At 41.5% G+C, this 15,428-nt stretch carries 15 protein-coding genes; 10 read left to right on the forward strand and 5 right to left on the reverse strand.

Features of this window, described 5'->3' with window-relative positions:
* Positions 1 to 20 precede the first annotated feature (20 nt).
* Positions 21 to 869: a DUF63 family protein gene (locus tag PWQ49_RS07595; protein ID WP_300609581.1), complete on the reverse strand. Its 849-nt coding sequence runs from the start codon at positions 867 to 869 to the stop codon at positions 21 to 23.
* Between the two features lie 150 nt (positions 870 to 1,019).
* On the opposite strand from PWQ49_RS07595, the gene PWQ49_RS07600 reads away from it, so the two are divergent.
* The 9 genes from PWQ49_RS07600 to endA all read left to right on the forward strand — a co-directional run bounded on the left by PWQ49_RS07600 (position 1,020) and on the right by endA (position 9,657).
* Entirely contained in the window at positions 1,020 to 2,081 is a 1,062-nt protein-coding gene (locus PWQ49_RS07600) for an NAD(P)-dependent glycerol-1-phosphate dehydrogenase (RefSeq protein WP_300609583.1), read from the forward strand.
* Positions 2,082 to 2,115: 34 nt separating this feature from the next.
* A complete protein-coding gene (locus PWQ49_RS07605) occupies positions 2,116 to 2,559 on the forward strand; it encodes a UPF0179 family protein (RefSeq protein WP_300609585.1) in 444 nt (147 codons plus the stop codon).
* Positions 2,560 to 2,583: 24 nt separating this feature from the next.
* Positions 2,584 to 3,204, forward strand: coding sequence for a DUF2150 family protein (locus PWQ49_RS07610; protein WP_300609587.1), 621 nt, complete (start codon positions 2,584 to 2,586; stop codon positions 3,202 to 3,204).
* Positions 3,205 to 3,360: 156 nt separating this feature from the next.
* The gene (cfbA, locus tag PWQ49_RS07615) at positions 3,361 to 3,756 is read left to right on the forward strand and encodes a sirohydrochlorin nickelochelatase (protein ID WP_300609589.1); all 396 of its coding nucleotides are present in this window, start codon (positions 3,361 to 3,363) and stop codon (positions 3,754 to 3,756) included.
* Positions 3,757 to 3,768: 12 nt separating this feature from the next.
* Positions 3,769 to 5,121 carry a coenzyme F430 synthase gene (gene cfbE, locus PWQ49_RS07620; RefSeq protein ID WP_300609626.1) on the forward strand — a complete coding sequence of 451 codons (1,353 nt, stop codon included), beginning with the start codon at positions 3,769 to 3,771 and terminating at the stop codon, positions 5,119 to 5,121.
* Positions 5,122 to 5,128: 7 nt separating this feature from the next.
* A complete protein-coding gene (gene cfbD, locus PWQ49_RS07625) occupies positions 5,129 to 6,256 on the forward strand; it encodes a Ni-sirohydrochlorin a,c-diamide reductive cyclase catalytic subunit (protein ID WP_300609628.1) in 1,128 nt (375 codons plus the stop codon).
* A complete protein-coding gene (cfbC, locus tag PWQ49_RS07630; protein ID WP_300609592.1) occupies positions 6,253 to 7,047 on the forward strand; it encodes a Ni-sirohydrochlorin a,c-diamide reductive cyclase ATP-dependent reductase subunit in 795 nt (264 codons plus the stop codon). Before cfbD ends, cfbC begins: the two co-directional genes overlap by 4 nt.
* Before the next feature lie 10 nt (positions 7,048 to 7,057).
* Entirely contained in the window at positions 7,058 to 8,530 is a 1,473-nt protein-coding gene (gene cfbB, locus PWQ49_RS07635) for a Ni-sirohydrochlorin a,c-diamide synthase (RefSeq protein WP_300609594.1), read from the forward strand.
* A gap of 71 nt (positions 8,531 to 8,601) precedes the next feature.
* Positions 8,602 to 9,657 carry a tRNA-intron lyase gene (endA, locus tag PWQ49_RS07640; RefSeq protein WP_300609596.1) on the forward strand — a complete coding sequence of 352 codons (1,056 nt, stop codon included), beginning with the start codon at positions 8,602 to 8,604 and terminating at the stop codon, positions 9,655 to 9,657.
* Positions 9,658 to 9,680: 23 nt separating this feature from the next.
* Here endA and PWQ49_RS07645 read toward each other — a convergent pair whose 3' ends face one another.
* The 4 genes from PWQ49_RS07645 to PWQ49_RS07660 are packed head-to-tail and all read right to left on the reverse strand — an operon-like array spanning position 9,681 to position 12,834.
* Positions 9,681 to 10,382, reverse strand: coding sequence for an ABC transporter ATP-binding protein (locus PWQ49_RS07645; RefSeq protein ID WP_300609598.1), 702 nt, complete (start codon positions 10,380 to 10,382; stop codon positions 9,681 to 9,683).
* Positions 10,383 to 11,594, reverse strand: a complete 1,212-nt coding sequence (locus PWQ49_RS07650; RefSeq protein WP_300609600.1) for an FtsX-like permease family protein — start codon at positions 11,592 to 11,594, stop codon at positions 10,383 to 10,385.
* Positions 11,595 to 11,608: 14 nt separating this feature from the next.
* Positions 11,609 to 12,094, reverse strand: coding sequence for a hypothetical protein (locus PWQ49_RS07655; RefSeq protein ID WP_300609602.1), 486 nt, complete (start codon positions 12,092 to 12,094; stop codon positions 11,609 to 11,611).
* A 2-nt stretch (positions 12,095 to 12,096) separates the two neighbouring features.
* The gene (locus PWQ49_RS07660; protein ID WP_300609604.1) at positions 12,097 to 12,834 is read right to left on the reverse strand and encodes a CARDB domain-containing protein; all 738 of its coding nucleotides are present in this window, start codon (positions 12,832 to 12,834) and stop codon (positions 12,097 to 12,099) included.
* 520 nt (positions 12,835 to 13,354) lie between these two features.
* Here PWQ49_RS07660 and thsA point away from each other — a divergent pair.
* Entirely contained in the window at positions 13,355 to 14,980 is a 1,626-nt protein-coding gene (gene thsA, locus PWQ49_RS07665) for a thermosome subunit alpha (protein ID WP_300609606.1), read from the forward strand.
* Positions 14,981 to 15,428 lie beyond the last annotated feature (448 nt).

Genomic DNA, 15,428 nt, shown 5'->3' on the forward strand with positions numbered 1-15,428 from the left:
CCGAAAGTAACCCATACATCTTAAATCCCCAGAGTCATCCGTAATGTATTCCTACATGCAGGAGACAATCCCAATATAATAATTACCATTTTCACAAACGTTGTTAAAGATGTTGATCCATCTTCTTTAAACTGTGTATCCAGTATATAAATCACCGGAAGGAAAATTGTAAGTTTAAGCGGGATCATGACCAATGCCGTCCCGGTAAGATCTATAAGGTATGCCGGAACAACATGTTTTTCGTAGTAACCCAAAAAATCAACGCCTACGAAAGTGGATGATGCATCCAGCAAATGAACCCACAGTATGGTTAAATTAACCCTGTCTGTTATAATTGAAAACCCTGCTCTTGCAGAAATATAGAAGATAAGGAAAGCTAAACCACTTCCCAAAAGGACGATTGCAAGGAATACAGCCGGCATCCGGACATCTTCGAAATACAACAAAGTAATTAGATTGCAAAGAAACCAGAAAAATCCAAAGCCTGAAAACAAGCGATGCCAGTTATTTATTTTCCCAATATCATACAACTTTTTTGAGAGGACAAGACATGACAGTGTTACAATAAAAACTACAACATAAATGTTTGGAGTTATGAAAAGATAGCTAAGGGGGGCAGAGAAAACACCCGCATCTTCAAGAACTCTTAAAGAAGATCCGGCAAGAACAAAGGGGATTACCGAATAGATGAAGTGCTCGTCTATTTCCACATCCATTCTTTTCATTAATCTGACAACCCCAAAAACACATATACCGAGAATCAAACCCCATGTAATGGTGTTTACCGGATTGTATCCACTATCATAAATTACAGGGTCAATATAGTACCGGCTTATGAACTGCATTAGCTGCTCTGCAAATTTACCCATCCTGCTCCTCCCTAGAAAATGCTTTCCGGATTATTAGATAGTGAATACTGGACATCTTCACATCGAAGAGTACACCGTTTATAGCATAGGTAACTCTAATATAAGTGTTTTCATAACTCTTTTTAATAGAAAACAGGGTATGTTTAAGTGATGGAAATCGTGAAGGACAACAAATGGATGCAACTCCCAAGGGATATACTTGTAGGTAGTGGAGTTATTAACAAAGTTGATGAGGTTTGCCAGGACCTGTTGCTTGGAGATCATGGACTTATTATAACAGGAAAAAAAACCGCTGCAATTGCAGGAAAACCTGTACAGGAGATGCTCGAAGACAGCGGAAAAAACATCGATATATTCATTGCAAAAAGAGCTTCAATGGAGGAAATCGAAAGAGCAATGGAAGTTGTTAATCAGGATCACATAGGATTCCTGATGGGTGTTGGCAGCGGAAGTTCGATCGATGTCGCCAAGCTTGCAGCCACAAATCTCGACGTTCCTTTTCTGAGCATCCCAACTGCTGCATCACATGATGGTATAGTCTCATCAAGAGCATCAATAATTAAGGACGGAGATAGTGTATCCATACAGGCCAATGCCCCAATGGCAGTAATTGCAGACACCGAGATTATTGCAAAAGCACCATATCGCCTGCTTGCAGCAGGATGTGGGGACATCATTTCCAATTGCACTGCCGTGCTGGACTGGGAACTGGCACATCGGCTCCAAAATGTAGCATTTAGTGAATATGCAGCAGCTCTTTCCAGAATGACTGCAAACATCCTTATTGATTCTGCTGATTCGATAAAACCCAAGCTTGAAAGCTCCGTAAGGATGGTAGTAAAAGCACTTGTTTCCAGTGGTGTTGCAATGAGTATTGCCGGATCATCTCGCCCCGCATCCGGATCTGAACACATGTTCAGCCATGCCCTCAACAAGATTGCACCAAATCCGGCACTTCATGGGGAGCAATGCGGAGTTGGAACAATTCTTATGATGTATTTGCATGGTGGAGACTGGAAGAAAATTAAGCACGCCCTTGAAACCATTAATGCACCCACTACCGCAAAAGCTCTCGGCATTGAAGATAAATATATATTAGAAGCGCTTGTTCAATGTCATAAAATCAGGCCGGAACGATATACTATCCTTGGAACAGGCATTACAAGGGATGCTGCGGAAATTGTTGCAAAAACAACCGGAGTAATTTCATAATTATATGTACAGTTACTAAATTCAGGTGATAATAATGGATGACGACACCAAAATCACACTTATCGGAACCCAGCTTGCCCGGGAGGGACTGGAGTTTATTTTTGAGAAAGGAGCACCCGAATGTGAGAAATGTAAGTTTAAAAGTACTTGCCTTGATCTTGAGAGGGGGAGAAAGTACAGAATTACTGGGATTCGATCTGATAAGGTGCAGGAATGTTTTGTTCATGAAGAGGGAGCATATGTAGTGGAAGTTGAAATGGCTCCCATTGTAGCAATAATCGAATCAAGAAATGCAGTAGAAGGTGCAACAATCAGGTATAAAGCACCAAATTGCGAAACAGAAGATCCGGCAATTTATGAATTGTGTCATCCTGCCGGACTGAAAGAAGGGGACAAATGTATAATTAGTAAACTATTTGGACCTGTAGAAATCGATGACGAGGAAAACCTGAAAAAGGTTGAACTGAAATTAGCATAATTGTTATTAACGGGGTTTAAGAAGATGCCGACAACCCAACATAAGCAGATTACACATGAATTTTATACTGAAGAACGCTGGGCAAACTGGTTAAAGCAGGTAGAGGAAAGTGACTTCAAGCTCAGCGAAAATGAAGAAGAAAGCAAGGGCGGAGAAATTTTTGTCAACATGCAGGATGATGTGATACTTGCCTGCCTGAAAGTCATTGCAAAATACCAGAATGGCGAATATGACGCAGAAGAGACCGATGATATTCTTGCAAGTATTCAGGATATTGTACTCAAGTCACCTGAAAATATATCAGAAGATGCACAAATTATGATCGAGTCCCTTCAGAATTCATTTGTTGCGGCATTTGCATCATTTGAGAAATACCTCTATGGTAACTTTGATATTAACGCCAATATCGAGGATTTAATCAATGAAGCTGTTAAAGCCGAAGAAGCAGAGGATATTGAAGGAGCACTTGATCTGATAGCCCAGATCGGAGCACTTATACTTAGTGAAAAGGAACTTCCCGCTGAAAAAGTGGAAGAAATACCTTACGGGTTTGTAGCGGAATTCATGGATGGTATTGATTCCATTGAGGCTGCTATGGTTGGTGCTGACAGCTATAAGGAAGACGACGGCGATTATGAAATTTAATCCTTAATACTCGCTATTTTCATTTTATTTTTCTACCACAGTCAATCCGAATTCTTTTTATGTTATTACGTTGCTCATATGGAGTAACACAATCCACTACTGAAAGTAAGAACCTTACTTTAAATACATTCAATGTACAAAAATGGTGATTTGAATATGAGTGAAAAAATTGGAATCCTGGCAATCGGACACGGCAGCAGACTTCCATACAACAAGGAAGTAGTTACATCAATTGCAGACACAATTGCAGAAAAGCACCCCGAATATGTAGTAATTCCGGGGTTCATGGAAAACTGCGGGCCTTCAGTGGAAGAAGCTTTACAGAGCTTTGAGGGAACAGGTGTTACACGCATTGCGGCAGTACCCGTTTTCCTTGCATCTGGTGTGCATATAACAGAAGACATCCCTAAAATCCTTGGGCTTGACCCAGAAACAAAGGAAGGAAAGATAACCATTGATGGAAATGAAGTTCCAATTGTTTATGGCAAACCCCTCGGAAACCATCCGCTTCTTGCAGACCTTGTTTTTGAAAGGGCAAAGGAAGTCCTCTGATCATTGGTAAACATGAATACCGGCCAGCAAAAATATGCAGTTCTTGACATGACCCATGGAGGGATTTTCATTGCAGAGAAACTTGCAGATCTGGGCCATACTGTCAAAGCTGTAGACGTTTATGGAACTCTTAAAAAGGAAGTTATTGCTGGCCTCCGGACTTTCGGGATTGAAATTGAAAACAAAACCCTTTTTTCTGAAAAAGATATTGTTATAGCCCCTGTTCATCTGGACCCTGAAAATCCTGTATATCGGTCAGCACTGGCGTCTGGGGCTCAAATTATAACTCACCACCATGCAGTGGGAATTATTCTGAACAAAAACGGGAATTTGAAAGGAAGACAGGTTTTTGAGATAACAGGATCAAAAGGAAAAACCAGCACCGCTTTTTTGCTGGCAGCCATCCTTTCAAAGGATATGTCTGTTGTCCTGCACACTTCCGGTGGTCTTTATCACCTGAGTCCCACAAGAAAAAAACTAATCCGCAAAGGACTGAGCATAGCACCTGCAAGTATTCTTGAAGCTATCAGATCTGTTGAGGAACAAGAACTTTCCATTGATGCATTTATTTTTGAGGACTCACTTGGAGGAACCGGGATTGCAGATATCGGCATAATAACAACTCTGGAACCGGAGTACGGAATTGCAAACAATAAACGAAATTCGAGTGATGCAAAATTGCAGATGGTTAAAAATGCAAAGCATAATTCAAAGATTGTAATTAATTGCGCTGATCTCGGGAAAGCGAAAAATTGCAATTCCAATGGTGAAATATGTACATTTAGCAGCAATGGGGAATGCAATGCAGATGTTGTAGTAACAGTCTCGCCAGATTCATTGGTTCTGAAAAAAGGGTCTAAAAATATCGAAATAGCCCTGAATGGGGATTATGATCCCAGATCTTATTCAATGGCTTTTGCAGCTTCTGCCTGTGCTGCTCTGAAAGCCGGAATTGGCATAGATACAATTGCAGAAGCTTTCTCCGAATTTTCCGGGGTTGAGGGAAGGATGAAAATTACGTCGTTGCAGGGAAGAAAGCTTATCGACAATTCCAGTTCTGGATTAAAAATTGATGATGCAGAAGCAGCCCTGAAAAAGGGATTTGATCCTGACAAAAAACTGACGTTGATAATTGGTGAACACGCTGCACAGGTTTGCGAGGGATTACCTCCGGAAGACGTTGAAAAGCTAGTGGTAAAATACAGTGACAGAATTGATCACCTCGTTCTAGTCGGAAAGCGAATGGAAAGTGTTGGCAGAGATAAAGCCATATATTGCAGCAGCCTTGATGAAGGCATAACAACTGCACTTACATTAACATCGGAAAACGACATAATCATTTCATGCGTGAAATGCTTCAGATAACAGGAGAATTTACATGGAAGATATCACTATTATGCACCCGCGCCCGAGTTCAATCGTGGCTGCACTTTATACTCTCAGGGATCTAAACGTTGATGTGGCCATCCTTCACGGACCCGCAGGCTGTTCATTCAAACACGCTCGCCTTCTAGAAGAAGACGGGATTCGTGTTGTAACCACAGCGCTTGATGAAAGTGGGTTTGTCTTTGGAGGACATGATAAATTGGTGAACATGCTCCACAAGGTTGATGAAATGTTTCACCCAAAACTTATCGGTGTTGTCGGGACATGTGCAAGTATGATAATCGGGGAAGAACTGCATGAGCCAGTAATGGAGGCAAATCTTGATGTTCCGGTTATTGAAGTGGAAGTGCATGCAGGATATAACGATAATACAAAGGGAGTGCTTTTTGCCCTTGAATCAGCTCTTGACGTGGGAATAATTGACAGGCATGAATTTGACAGGCAGAAACACTTGCTTGAGGAAGCAACAAATGTTGAAAAGCGTCATGGTGCTGCCAGCAGGGAATACCTTGAACCGTCACGTGGCGACATGAAGTACAATGTTGCAAAACGAGTCGTTGAATTATTAAATAAAGGGAAAAAAGGCCTTTGCATAATGAATGCAAAGAAAGAAACCGGCTACATGTTTGCAGATATCACTGCAGCTGTCAATGAGGCGGCAGCAAAAATGGGCAAATCAGAAAACCTTGTCAATATGGCAAATATCGACCCTCAATTGGGGCTTCCAAGAGTCCGCGAGCATGCCGCTAACATAAAAGAAGATTTTGAGCAACGCGGGATTCCGATTCACGAAGTAACCGGTGGCCTGGATGAGTATGCAATTGCCGGCGAGCACATCAAAAAACTCATCAACGAGAAATACAGGGATTTCAATTTTGCGATAATCACCGGAGTGCCCCACGCAATCCCAATGGATGCCCTTGGAGGAATGGAAATTATTTCTGTGACAAATGGACCCAGACAGGTTTTACCATTAAAGGAAATGGGACATCAACACGTAATGGTCGAGATTGATCTTCACCCGAAAACATTGGGTGTGCGTGAAATTGTCGAATCCGAATTTGGCGCTACATTAAGAGGAGTAGCAGAAGATCTGATTAAGGTGGATAAATGACGATACAGAAAAGAATCGCTATATACGGCAAGGGAGGAATTGGTAAATCAAGCACTGCCTCCAACGTGGCTGCTGCCTGTGCGGATGAAGGCTACAAAGTAATGATAATAGGATGCGACCCGAAAAGTGATTCGTCCATTACTCTTCTTGGAGGGAAACGTATTCCCACAATCCTTGATCTACTCAGGGATGGTGTAGACATCAAGGAAGAAGATATTGTTTTTGAAGGCTACAACGGAGTCCTGTGCGTGGAAGTAGGTGGACCAGAACCAGGTATCGGCTGTGCAGGGAGGGGAATTATTGTTGCTATCCAGAAGCTCAAGCAGTTGTGTAAATCCATGAATGATATGGATCTTATTATCTATGATGTTCCCGGAGATATCGTATGTGGTGGGTTTGTAGCACCCATCAGGAAAGGATTGGTAAACGAAGCATATGTCCTTACTTCAGGGGAATATATGCCCCTCTATGCAGCAAATAATATCTGCAAGGGGCTGGCACGCATCAATACAAACCTCAACGGTGTAATCTGCAATTCCCGCAGTGTCAGCCGTGAGGAAGAGATCGTGAGAAAATTTGCCGAAGAAATCGGCAGCGAGATGATTGCATTTATTCCCAAGGAACAAATTGTGCAGGACTGTGAACGTGACGGATATTCGGTTCTTGAAAAAGCGCCTGAAACAGATATTGCGAAAGTCTACCGCAAGCTTGCAAGAACAATTATGACACGTAGCGAATCCTTGATACCGGGTTCACTGAATGATGAAAGATTGAGGGAACTCACACGGTAAGGTTTCACAAATGCAGCTGGAAAACAGTTCTGTGGTGACAATTCCACGCATCTTGATCTCAGCAGACAGGTCATCCTCCGGAAAAACCACTATCGTTTCCGGACTGCTTGCAGCACTGACATCAAAAGAATATAAAGTCCAGCCATTCAAAGTGGCACTGGATTACATTGACCCAAGCTACCATTCCGAAATTACGGGCAGACGTGCCCGTAATGTTGACGGCTACCTTATGGATGAGAATACTATTCTTGATGTATTTACCCATGCGTGTGAAGTGGACGGAAAGGCAGATCTGGCGGTCATTGAAGGTGTGAGGGGACTTTATGAGGGGCTGGAAAGCAAAAGCGACATTGGAAGCACCGCCCAGATTGCCAAAATCCTGAAATGTCCCGTCATACTTGTAATCGATGTGAGAAGCATCACACGTTCTGCAGCTGCTATTGTAAACGGTTATCTTTCATTTGATCCTGAGATCAACATTGTGGGTGTCATACTGAACAATGTTGGCAATAAAAAGCATGAGCAAAAAACCAGCGAGGCCATTGAATATTACACAGGTCTTCCGGTTCTGGGAATAATCAAGCGGGACAAATCAATACAGATATCCATGCGCCATCTCGGTCTTGTACCTGCAATTGAAGGACGCAGGAGAGTGGATGACTTCGACAGTCGGATTGAAGCGATTAAGAATCATGTCAGTGCCGGAGTTGACCTTAATAAAATCCTTGAAATTGCAAACCATGCTCCGGAACTGCCAAAACCAAAGCAGACGATATTCACACATGCGAAAAACAAGAAAGAAAAAGTGACTATCGGAGTTGCCCTTGACGAAGCATTCAATTTTTATTATCACAACAATCTCGAATTGTTGGAACTTGCAGGTGCAAATCTGGTTTTTTTCAGCCCGCTTCATGATAAAAGCTTACCTGAGCTAGACGGGTTGTACATCGGAGGAGGATATCCCGAACTCTTTGCCAAGGAACTTGAAGCAAATGATTCCATAAGAAAAGCAATCCTCGAAGCGTCAAAATTGGGATTACCGATATACGGCGAATGCGGAGGGCTCATGTACCTCACCGAAAAACTCACCACTGGTGTCAAAGGAGAAGGTGCATACAATATGGCAGAGATGCCTGAATCTACATACAAGATGGTAGGTGCCTTACCTGGTCACACAATCATGGGTCTTACAAGGGTTGTAAGTTACAATAATGGAACACTGGATTGTGATACGGTAATCGGAAAAAAAGGAAATTCGTTTATTGGTCATGAATTCCATCATTCGGAAATCCGAGACATCCCTGATGATGCCAAATTTGCCATTAAGATCACACGCGGAACCGGGATCCGTGAAGGATGGGATGGTCTCATGGTGAATAAAACCCTTGGTTGTTATGCCCATCTTGAAGCTGCTTCCTACCGGGACTTTGCGATCTCTTTTGTAGATGCTGCCTTTGAATACAGGCAAAGTTGCGGCAAATAATAAGTAAGGGAAACAATGTTAAAGCCTTAAAACGTCAATAGACATTAATCCTTGATTGAAGGTGCAGGCTCTTGATTGGCAGAATAGAAAAGAATCGTGTTGTTGCAGGCAATAATGCAATTGAAGAGTTCTACAAAAAGGGATTCCACGGAAGACCAAAAAACAATAAACTTGAGTTAACGCTAATCGAGGCTGCATATCTGCTTTATCGGAAGAAGCTGACAATCAGTGAATCCGGAAAAGAACTTACATTCCGGGATTTTTTCAAAAAGGCAGCTACCATCGAGTCTGCTTTTGAACTGAAGTATATCGTTTACAAGGATCTCAAGGAACGTGGATATTATGTACAGCCTTCTGCAGTGGATTTCAGAGTTTACCCCCGGGGCAGCAATCCGGGAAGCGGACCCGCAAAGATCCTTGTTTATGTTCAATCCGAAAGGGTGCCACTAAAAGTAAAAGAACTCCTACAGTGTTTAAAAACTGCAGAAAACATGCGTAAGCAGCTTGTTCTGACAGTAGTGGACGAGGAAAGTGACATTACGTATTATGAAGTGAAAAGCAGCAAACTTCGTGGAGGAATGGAAAAGCCTCATCCCAAACTAACTGCGGATGCAACATTCCTTGAAGATCGTATTGTAGTATGGAACCAAGCCGCTTCCGATACTCTCTTTAACAACGGTTTTTACGGCAAACCCCTTGATCAGGAAAGATTGCAGCTTTCACTGGTTGAAGGTGGCTATCTGTTGAGTGAAGGCGTCTTAAAAGTACATTCCATGGAATCCGACGAAATTCTTGGAATTGACGATTTTGTTGAAAAAGCATCCAGTATTGAGAAGGATTTCAGCCTGAAATTCGCCGCATATTCCGATCTGAGAAGTCTGGGTTTTGTTCCTAAAACCGGCTTTAAGTTTGGCACACATTTCAGGGTCTACAGGGAAGTGAAATCACTTGAGAAATTGCCCCATTCAGAGTTTCTCATACATGCAATCCCGAATAATTATGAGTTCTCACTGCCCGTAATGTCAAGAGCAATCAGGCTTTCAAACAGTGTCCACAAGAAAATGATATTTGCCGTTGAGAAAGCGGAGCAGATTAACTATATCGAGATTGGCCGGAAAAAAATGTAAAGCCAACAACATAAATAGGGAAGTCAGATATTATTTTCGCCTCTTTCGCTCATTATTTCATCACTAATAATCTTTCCGTCTTCAAGGGTTATAACCCTGTCAACATAGTTAACGTGCCATGGTTCATGTGTCACCATAACAATTGTCTGACCATATTTATCATTCAATTCCTTGAATACTTCCAGCACTTGTTGGGAGTTTCTGGTATCCAGATTTGCACAGGGCTCATCAGCAAACATGATGTCGGGTTTCTTTGCTATGGCCCGTGCTATGGCGACTCGTTGTTTTTCACCGCCGGAAAGTTCATCCGGAACCCTGTCGGGTTTATCTTTCAGGCCAACTTTGTCCAGCGCTTCAAGCGCTACCATATAGGCTTCTTTTTTGGATTTACCTTCCATCATGGAAAGCACATAGACATTTTCCGCTGCGCTCATCTCATTAATAAGTGCATAATCCTGAAAAACATAACCTACCTGCGTTAACCTGTAATAACTTCGTTCTGCTTCCGGCAGGTTTGAAACCTGCAATCCCCTAATGGTATATTTCCCTTCGGTTGCATCGTCCAGCAATGCCAGGATCCTTAGCAGTGTAGTCTTGCCACTACCGGATGCTCCCATTATCGCTACGAACTCTCCTTTCTTTATTTCGAACGAAACACCATTGAGAGCCTTGACCGCAGTTTCACCTGAGCCATAATATCTTTTCAGGTCTTTAACAACAATCATTTATCTTCCCCATATGGCTTTGAGTATGCTCTCTTTTGATACACTCCATGCAGGGAGTGTTCCGGCTATCACTGATAGTATCAGCATGGTAATTATGCTCCGGATCAGCAGCACAGGATCTATCACAGGCCTTATTATCATAGTCTCATAGAATACCACAGGATTCGCCTGGAAATAAATCATAAGTGAGAAGTATAAGATCAATCCCGCAACTATCCCTGAGCAAACATAAAACAGACTAAGGAAGGCATAAGAAAATACTATCGATCTCGGGGTAATGCCTATTGCCTTTAAAATCCCAATCTCCTTTTTCCTGTTAAGTATGTTGATATAGATTATGATCAGTATCAATGCAGCACCCACGATCAAACTCACAAACTCAGACATGACATTTATGGCACCCATGCTTTGTAGTGCCTGCCGTATAAGCGTCTCTGATTTATCCGCCCATGTGAATATTTGTTCATTCACCCCGGCATCCCTTATCTTGTCCTTAATCTGATCTTCACTCCCCGGCTGGTCAACTCTTACAACCACACTGGTAGCTTTACTCCCTTCCAGACCATATACTTCTTCAATTTCTTTGTAGTGGACCAGTGCATTAAGATCAACAAGTTCAAAATTGCCTTCCATAATGCCCTTGACCTTATAGGTCCTTTTCACACCATTACTATATGTTACGTCAACAAGCGATCCGACTCTGGCTTCACCAAGGTCATCATATATATCTCCTAAAGTTGTACTTGTGCCTGCGATTATGGAACCAAGGATTATCTCATCCCTAGAAAGATCTCCCAGGAAATCCCCCTCAATTATACTATAAGGATATTGTGAGATCTCATACTCTTCCGTGGGAATCATCCCGGTTATAGTCACCCCTACAACTTTTTGTTTGTGCTCAATGGATGCACCCACATCCAGTCTCTTTGTTGCAGCTCTTACCCCTTCCACAGCCCGGGTCTTTTGCAAGACACTATCAGCATCATTAATGTAGGTATTATCCCCAGAGGGTTCAATTACAATATCCCCGAATGGGTAATCCTGCATAATCCCGGTAAACAGGACAGTCATTCCCCCAATCATTGACGGAAGGAACACTAAGTTCATAAAAATGAGCGAGAGAACAAAAATGATAAATGCGAGTGTTTTTTTGTTTCCTCTTTTTATGCTGCTTGCTGCAATGAGAGCTCCCACCCTCATATCATCGATCATATCGACGAGACCTCTTATTCTTCTTTGTTCTTAGCAGAGTTATTGCTACCTTCCATTAGCTGCTTGATTATCTCATCTTTTGACTTTTTTGTCCTGTAATTATAGTAGACCAATCCTCCGATAACTATCAGGACAAGCAGGACTATCACAGCAGTTCCTGCCCCACTCTCACTTTCCAAGACAATAACGTTGATGCTCGTTTCGACCTGCTCTTCACCAAAATCACCAATATATGAAATGGTAACAGGGATTTCATATTCCCCTGCTTCATCAGCTATGAAGGTCAGGACAGCAGGACCATCTTCATCTGGATCAAGGGTTCCGATAAAGGCTTCTTTTACTCCTTTGAATGGATGATCTGCATATACTCTGATCGAATTTATTGTCCTGTCACCGGAGTTCTCGATTCTCATGGTCAGTTCGACAGTATCGCCAACAGTGGGGATCACAGGATCGACCTTAACAGATGCAAGGTTCAGGCTTCCTTTTTTATCAAGCACTGTTATCGTGATGTTATATTCATCGCTTGCCTGCCGAAATCATCTTCATACTCAATAATGACAGGAATGCTGAATTCACCTGCCTTGTCTGCCTTGAACTTAAACAATGCTTTCTGGCTGCCATTTATGTCAAGGGTTCCGATTGTAGATTTCTTAATCCCTTCAAAATTATGGTTCAGACTAACAGATACAGATTTTGCAATTGCTTCGCCATAGTTCTCAATAACCAGCGTTAGGTCTACAGTATTCCCTTCATAGATATATTCAGGATTTGTCGTGACGGAAGATATCCTTGGTTCAGCGTCCTCGCCTCTCACCCTAACTTCAACTTCATAATACTTTGTGGTTTCAAGGCCTTTATTTGGATAGTTAAGTTTCATCTTGATAATATGAGGACCGGGCTTGGCATCAGGAGTTGTTCTCATGTGATATACCAGATGCCTTTCACTTGTAGAATAAGAAAATTCATCAATTGTGGTTACGAGATCTTCAGTGACGACGATATCTGAAGGAATGCTAATTATTTCAAATGTAATGTCTTCAGGGGCTTTGGATCCACAGCTCTCAAGATCTATAGCGAGGATGAATTCTTCATCAATATCTACATAACTGGGACTTAATTCCTTTATCTCTGCTTTTACGCATATCTCCCCATCTGTAAAGCCAGCTGCAGCCACTCCCACAAAAACAATATAAAGAACAAAAAAGACCAGATAGAAAGGTCTTAAATTCAGATTCATTTATTTCTCCCCTCAGTCCTGATATTTTCACTATATTCAATTAATTTTTTGAATATTAATTACAATGCAAAACCATTTGCTGGCAATAATCCACGATGACATTAAAGCATCTCTTCAGGTCCCTCAGACCACTATTCTTGACCATCCAATTATTATAGGGGGTTTTCAAGCGCAGGAACTATCATGCTCTTGATATACAGGGTCCTGAAATTTTTTATATCTTCCATTTCAATACCAATTTTCATAATTTTTCAGTAAGTAGTTACTGGAAATATTAGATATCGGTACTATATAAATGTCTTGACTATGAAGCATTGACAAGAATAAAGCCGGCAGAATCAACTGTTTTTTTGATAATAGGATAAAAAACATCGGCCATTTATCTTTATGTTACAGTTGGATGGAAAGCATGGATTTTGAGCAAAAATGGATGATTGCCAGACTTTGCAAAAAGTATTTATAGAACCATATACAGTTAGTTTTCTCAATATAATGATTATCCATCAGGAGGTTCAAACCTATGGCAGGACAATATGGTAGTCAGCCGATTTTTATCATAAACCCAAACACAGAACACAGGCAGGGAAAAGATGCTCTTTCCATGAATATCGCTGCTTCCAAAGCAGTTGCTAATATTGTGAAAACAACTCTTGGTCCGAAAGGAATGGACAAGATGCTTGTCAACGAAATTGGCGATATTGTGGTTACAAATGATGGAGCCATGATCCTGAAAGGAATGGACATCGAACACCCCACTGCTAAAATGATTGTGGAAGTTGCAAAAACACAGGAAGATATAGCAGGAGACGGAACTACCAGTGCTGTTGTCATTGCAGGTGCATTGCTTGAGAAAGCCGAGGAACTGATTGAGGGAGGGGTACATCCAACAATTCTTATAAAGGGATTCAACCTTGCCACGGAAAAAGCAGTTGAAATCCTCAATGATTTTGCAGTTGACGTTAGCGAAAACCGCAAAATGCTGGAAACCGTTGCAAAAACAGCTATTTCCGGAAAAAGTAGTGAAACTGACAGGGATTTAATTGCAAAGCTCTGTGTTGACGCAGCCCTTGAAATTGCCAAAGATGGTAAGATGAATATCGACGATGATATCATTTTGAGGCAGGATCCAAGCGAAACAGTATCAGATACTGAAATAGTTGAAGGTATTATTTTGTTTAAGTCCCGCCTTCACCCTTCAATGCCAAAGCTGGTTAAAAACGCAAAAATTGCTTTACTAGATGCACCTCTTGAAGTCAGGAAAACCACAAACAAATCCAAGATCCAGATTGAAACGCCCGAGGAACTGGAAGCATATCTGGCACAAGAAGATGCTGATGTCAAAGCTGTTGTTGACAAGATTATCGAGAGTGGTGCAACTGCTGTCTTCACTACCAAGAATATTGATGATCACGCTGTCCATTATCTTCAGAAAGCTGGAATTTTTGCAATCAGAAGAGTTAATGACGATGATATGAAAAACCTTTCATATGCAACCGGTGCAAGAATAGTCAAGAAACCTCACGAAATCGAGGCATTAGACCTTGGAGATGCCGGAAGGGTCGAGCAGGAAGGTGACACCGATCCCGCAACCATCTTTGTGAGTGAATGCCCAAATGCTAAGGTGATCACCATACGGATCAGGGGTGGCACTGAGCATGTTACCGATAATCTGGAAAGAACACTTGATGATGCCCTCAGAGTTGTTAAAGCCGTTTACGAGGACAAAAAGATAGTTGCAGGTGGCGGAGCTTCAGAACTCGAAGTCGCACAGAAACTGAGGGAATACGCATCTTCAATCGGTGGAAGAGAACAACTTGCTATTGCTGCATTTGCGGATGCTATTGAGGCTGTTCCTAGGGCAATTGCCGATAATGCAGGTTTTGAGGGGATGGACATAATCCTGAAACTTCACGCTGCACACCTTGAGGATGCAAACGCCGGTTTTGATGTCTATAGTGGTGATGTCAAAAACATGGTAGAAGCAGGTATTCTCGATCCTCTCAGGGTCAAGACACAGGCAATTCTTTCAGCATCTGAAGTTGCAACAATGGTTCTCAAAGTCGATGACATGATGCGTGCCCAAAAGAAAGATATGATGGACGTTGCACCTGAACACAACATTCACAATTACAACAGGCCTTTCTGAAGACATGTTTAATTATTTTAAGGAATCTTCATGCGAATGCATGAAGACTTCTTTTTTACTTTTTTAATTAAATTTCTGAATTTGATAATTCTATGGAGATATTAAATTAGCCCATAAACCGTTCTAATTTCATTAGTTTGCAATTTTTGCATAATCCTATATAATCAGCACCTATCAGCACATTTATATACATAAAAACATGTTTCCTCCATGTTACTTTCACAAATATTATTAATCAGATCCGCCTCAAGACCAATATTTTATGATTTAATAGAAAATTTTATTTAAGATACATTTTCGCTTTTTACAGAAAAATAAGATTTTTATGCAATTCTATGCAAGGAAGGAAATATAATAATGAATTTTCTTAATAATAGTAAAATTGTTGTGAAATTCTTGGATTTATCTGCAATGTCTACCTTGCAAGAATGAAAAGCTAAAAAGAAAT

The sequence above is a fragment of the Methanohalophilus sp. genome (assembly GCF_030156785.1).
Lineage (GTDB): Archaea > Halobacteriota > Methanosarcinia > Methanosarcinales > Methanosarcinaceae > Methanohalophilus.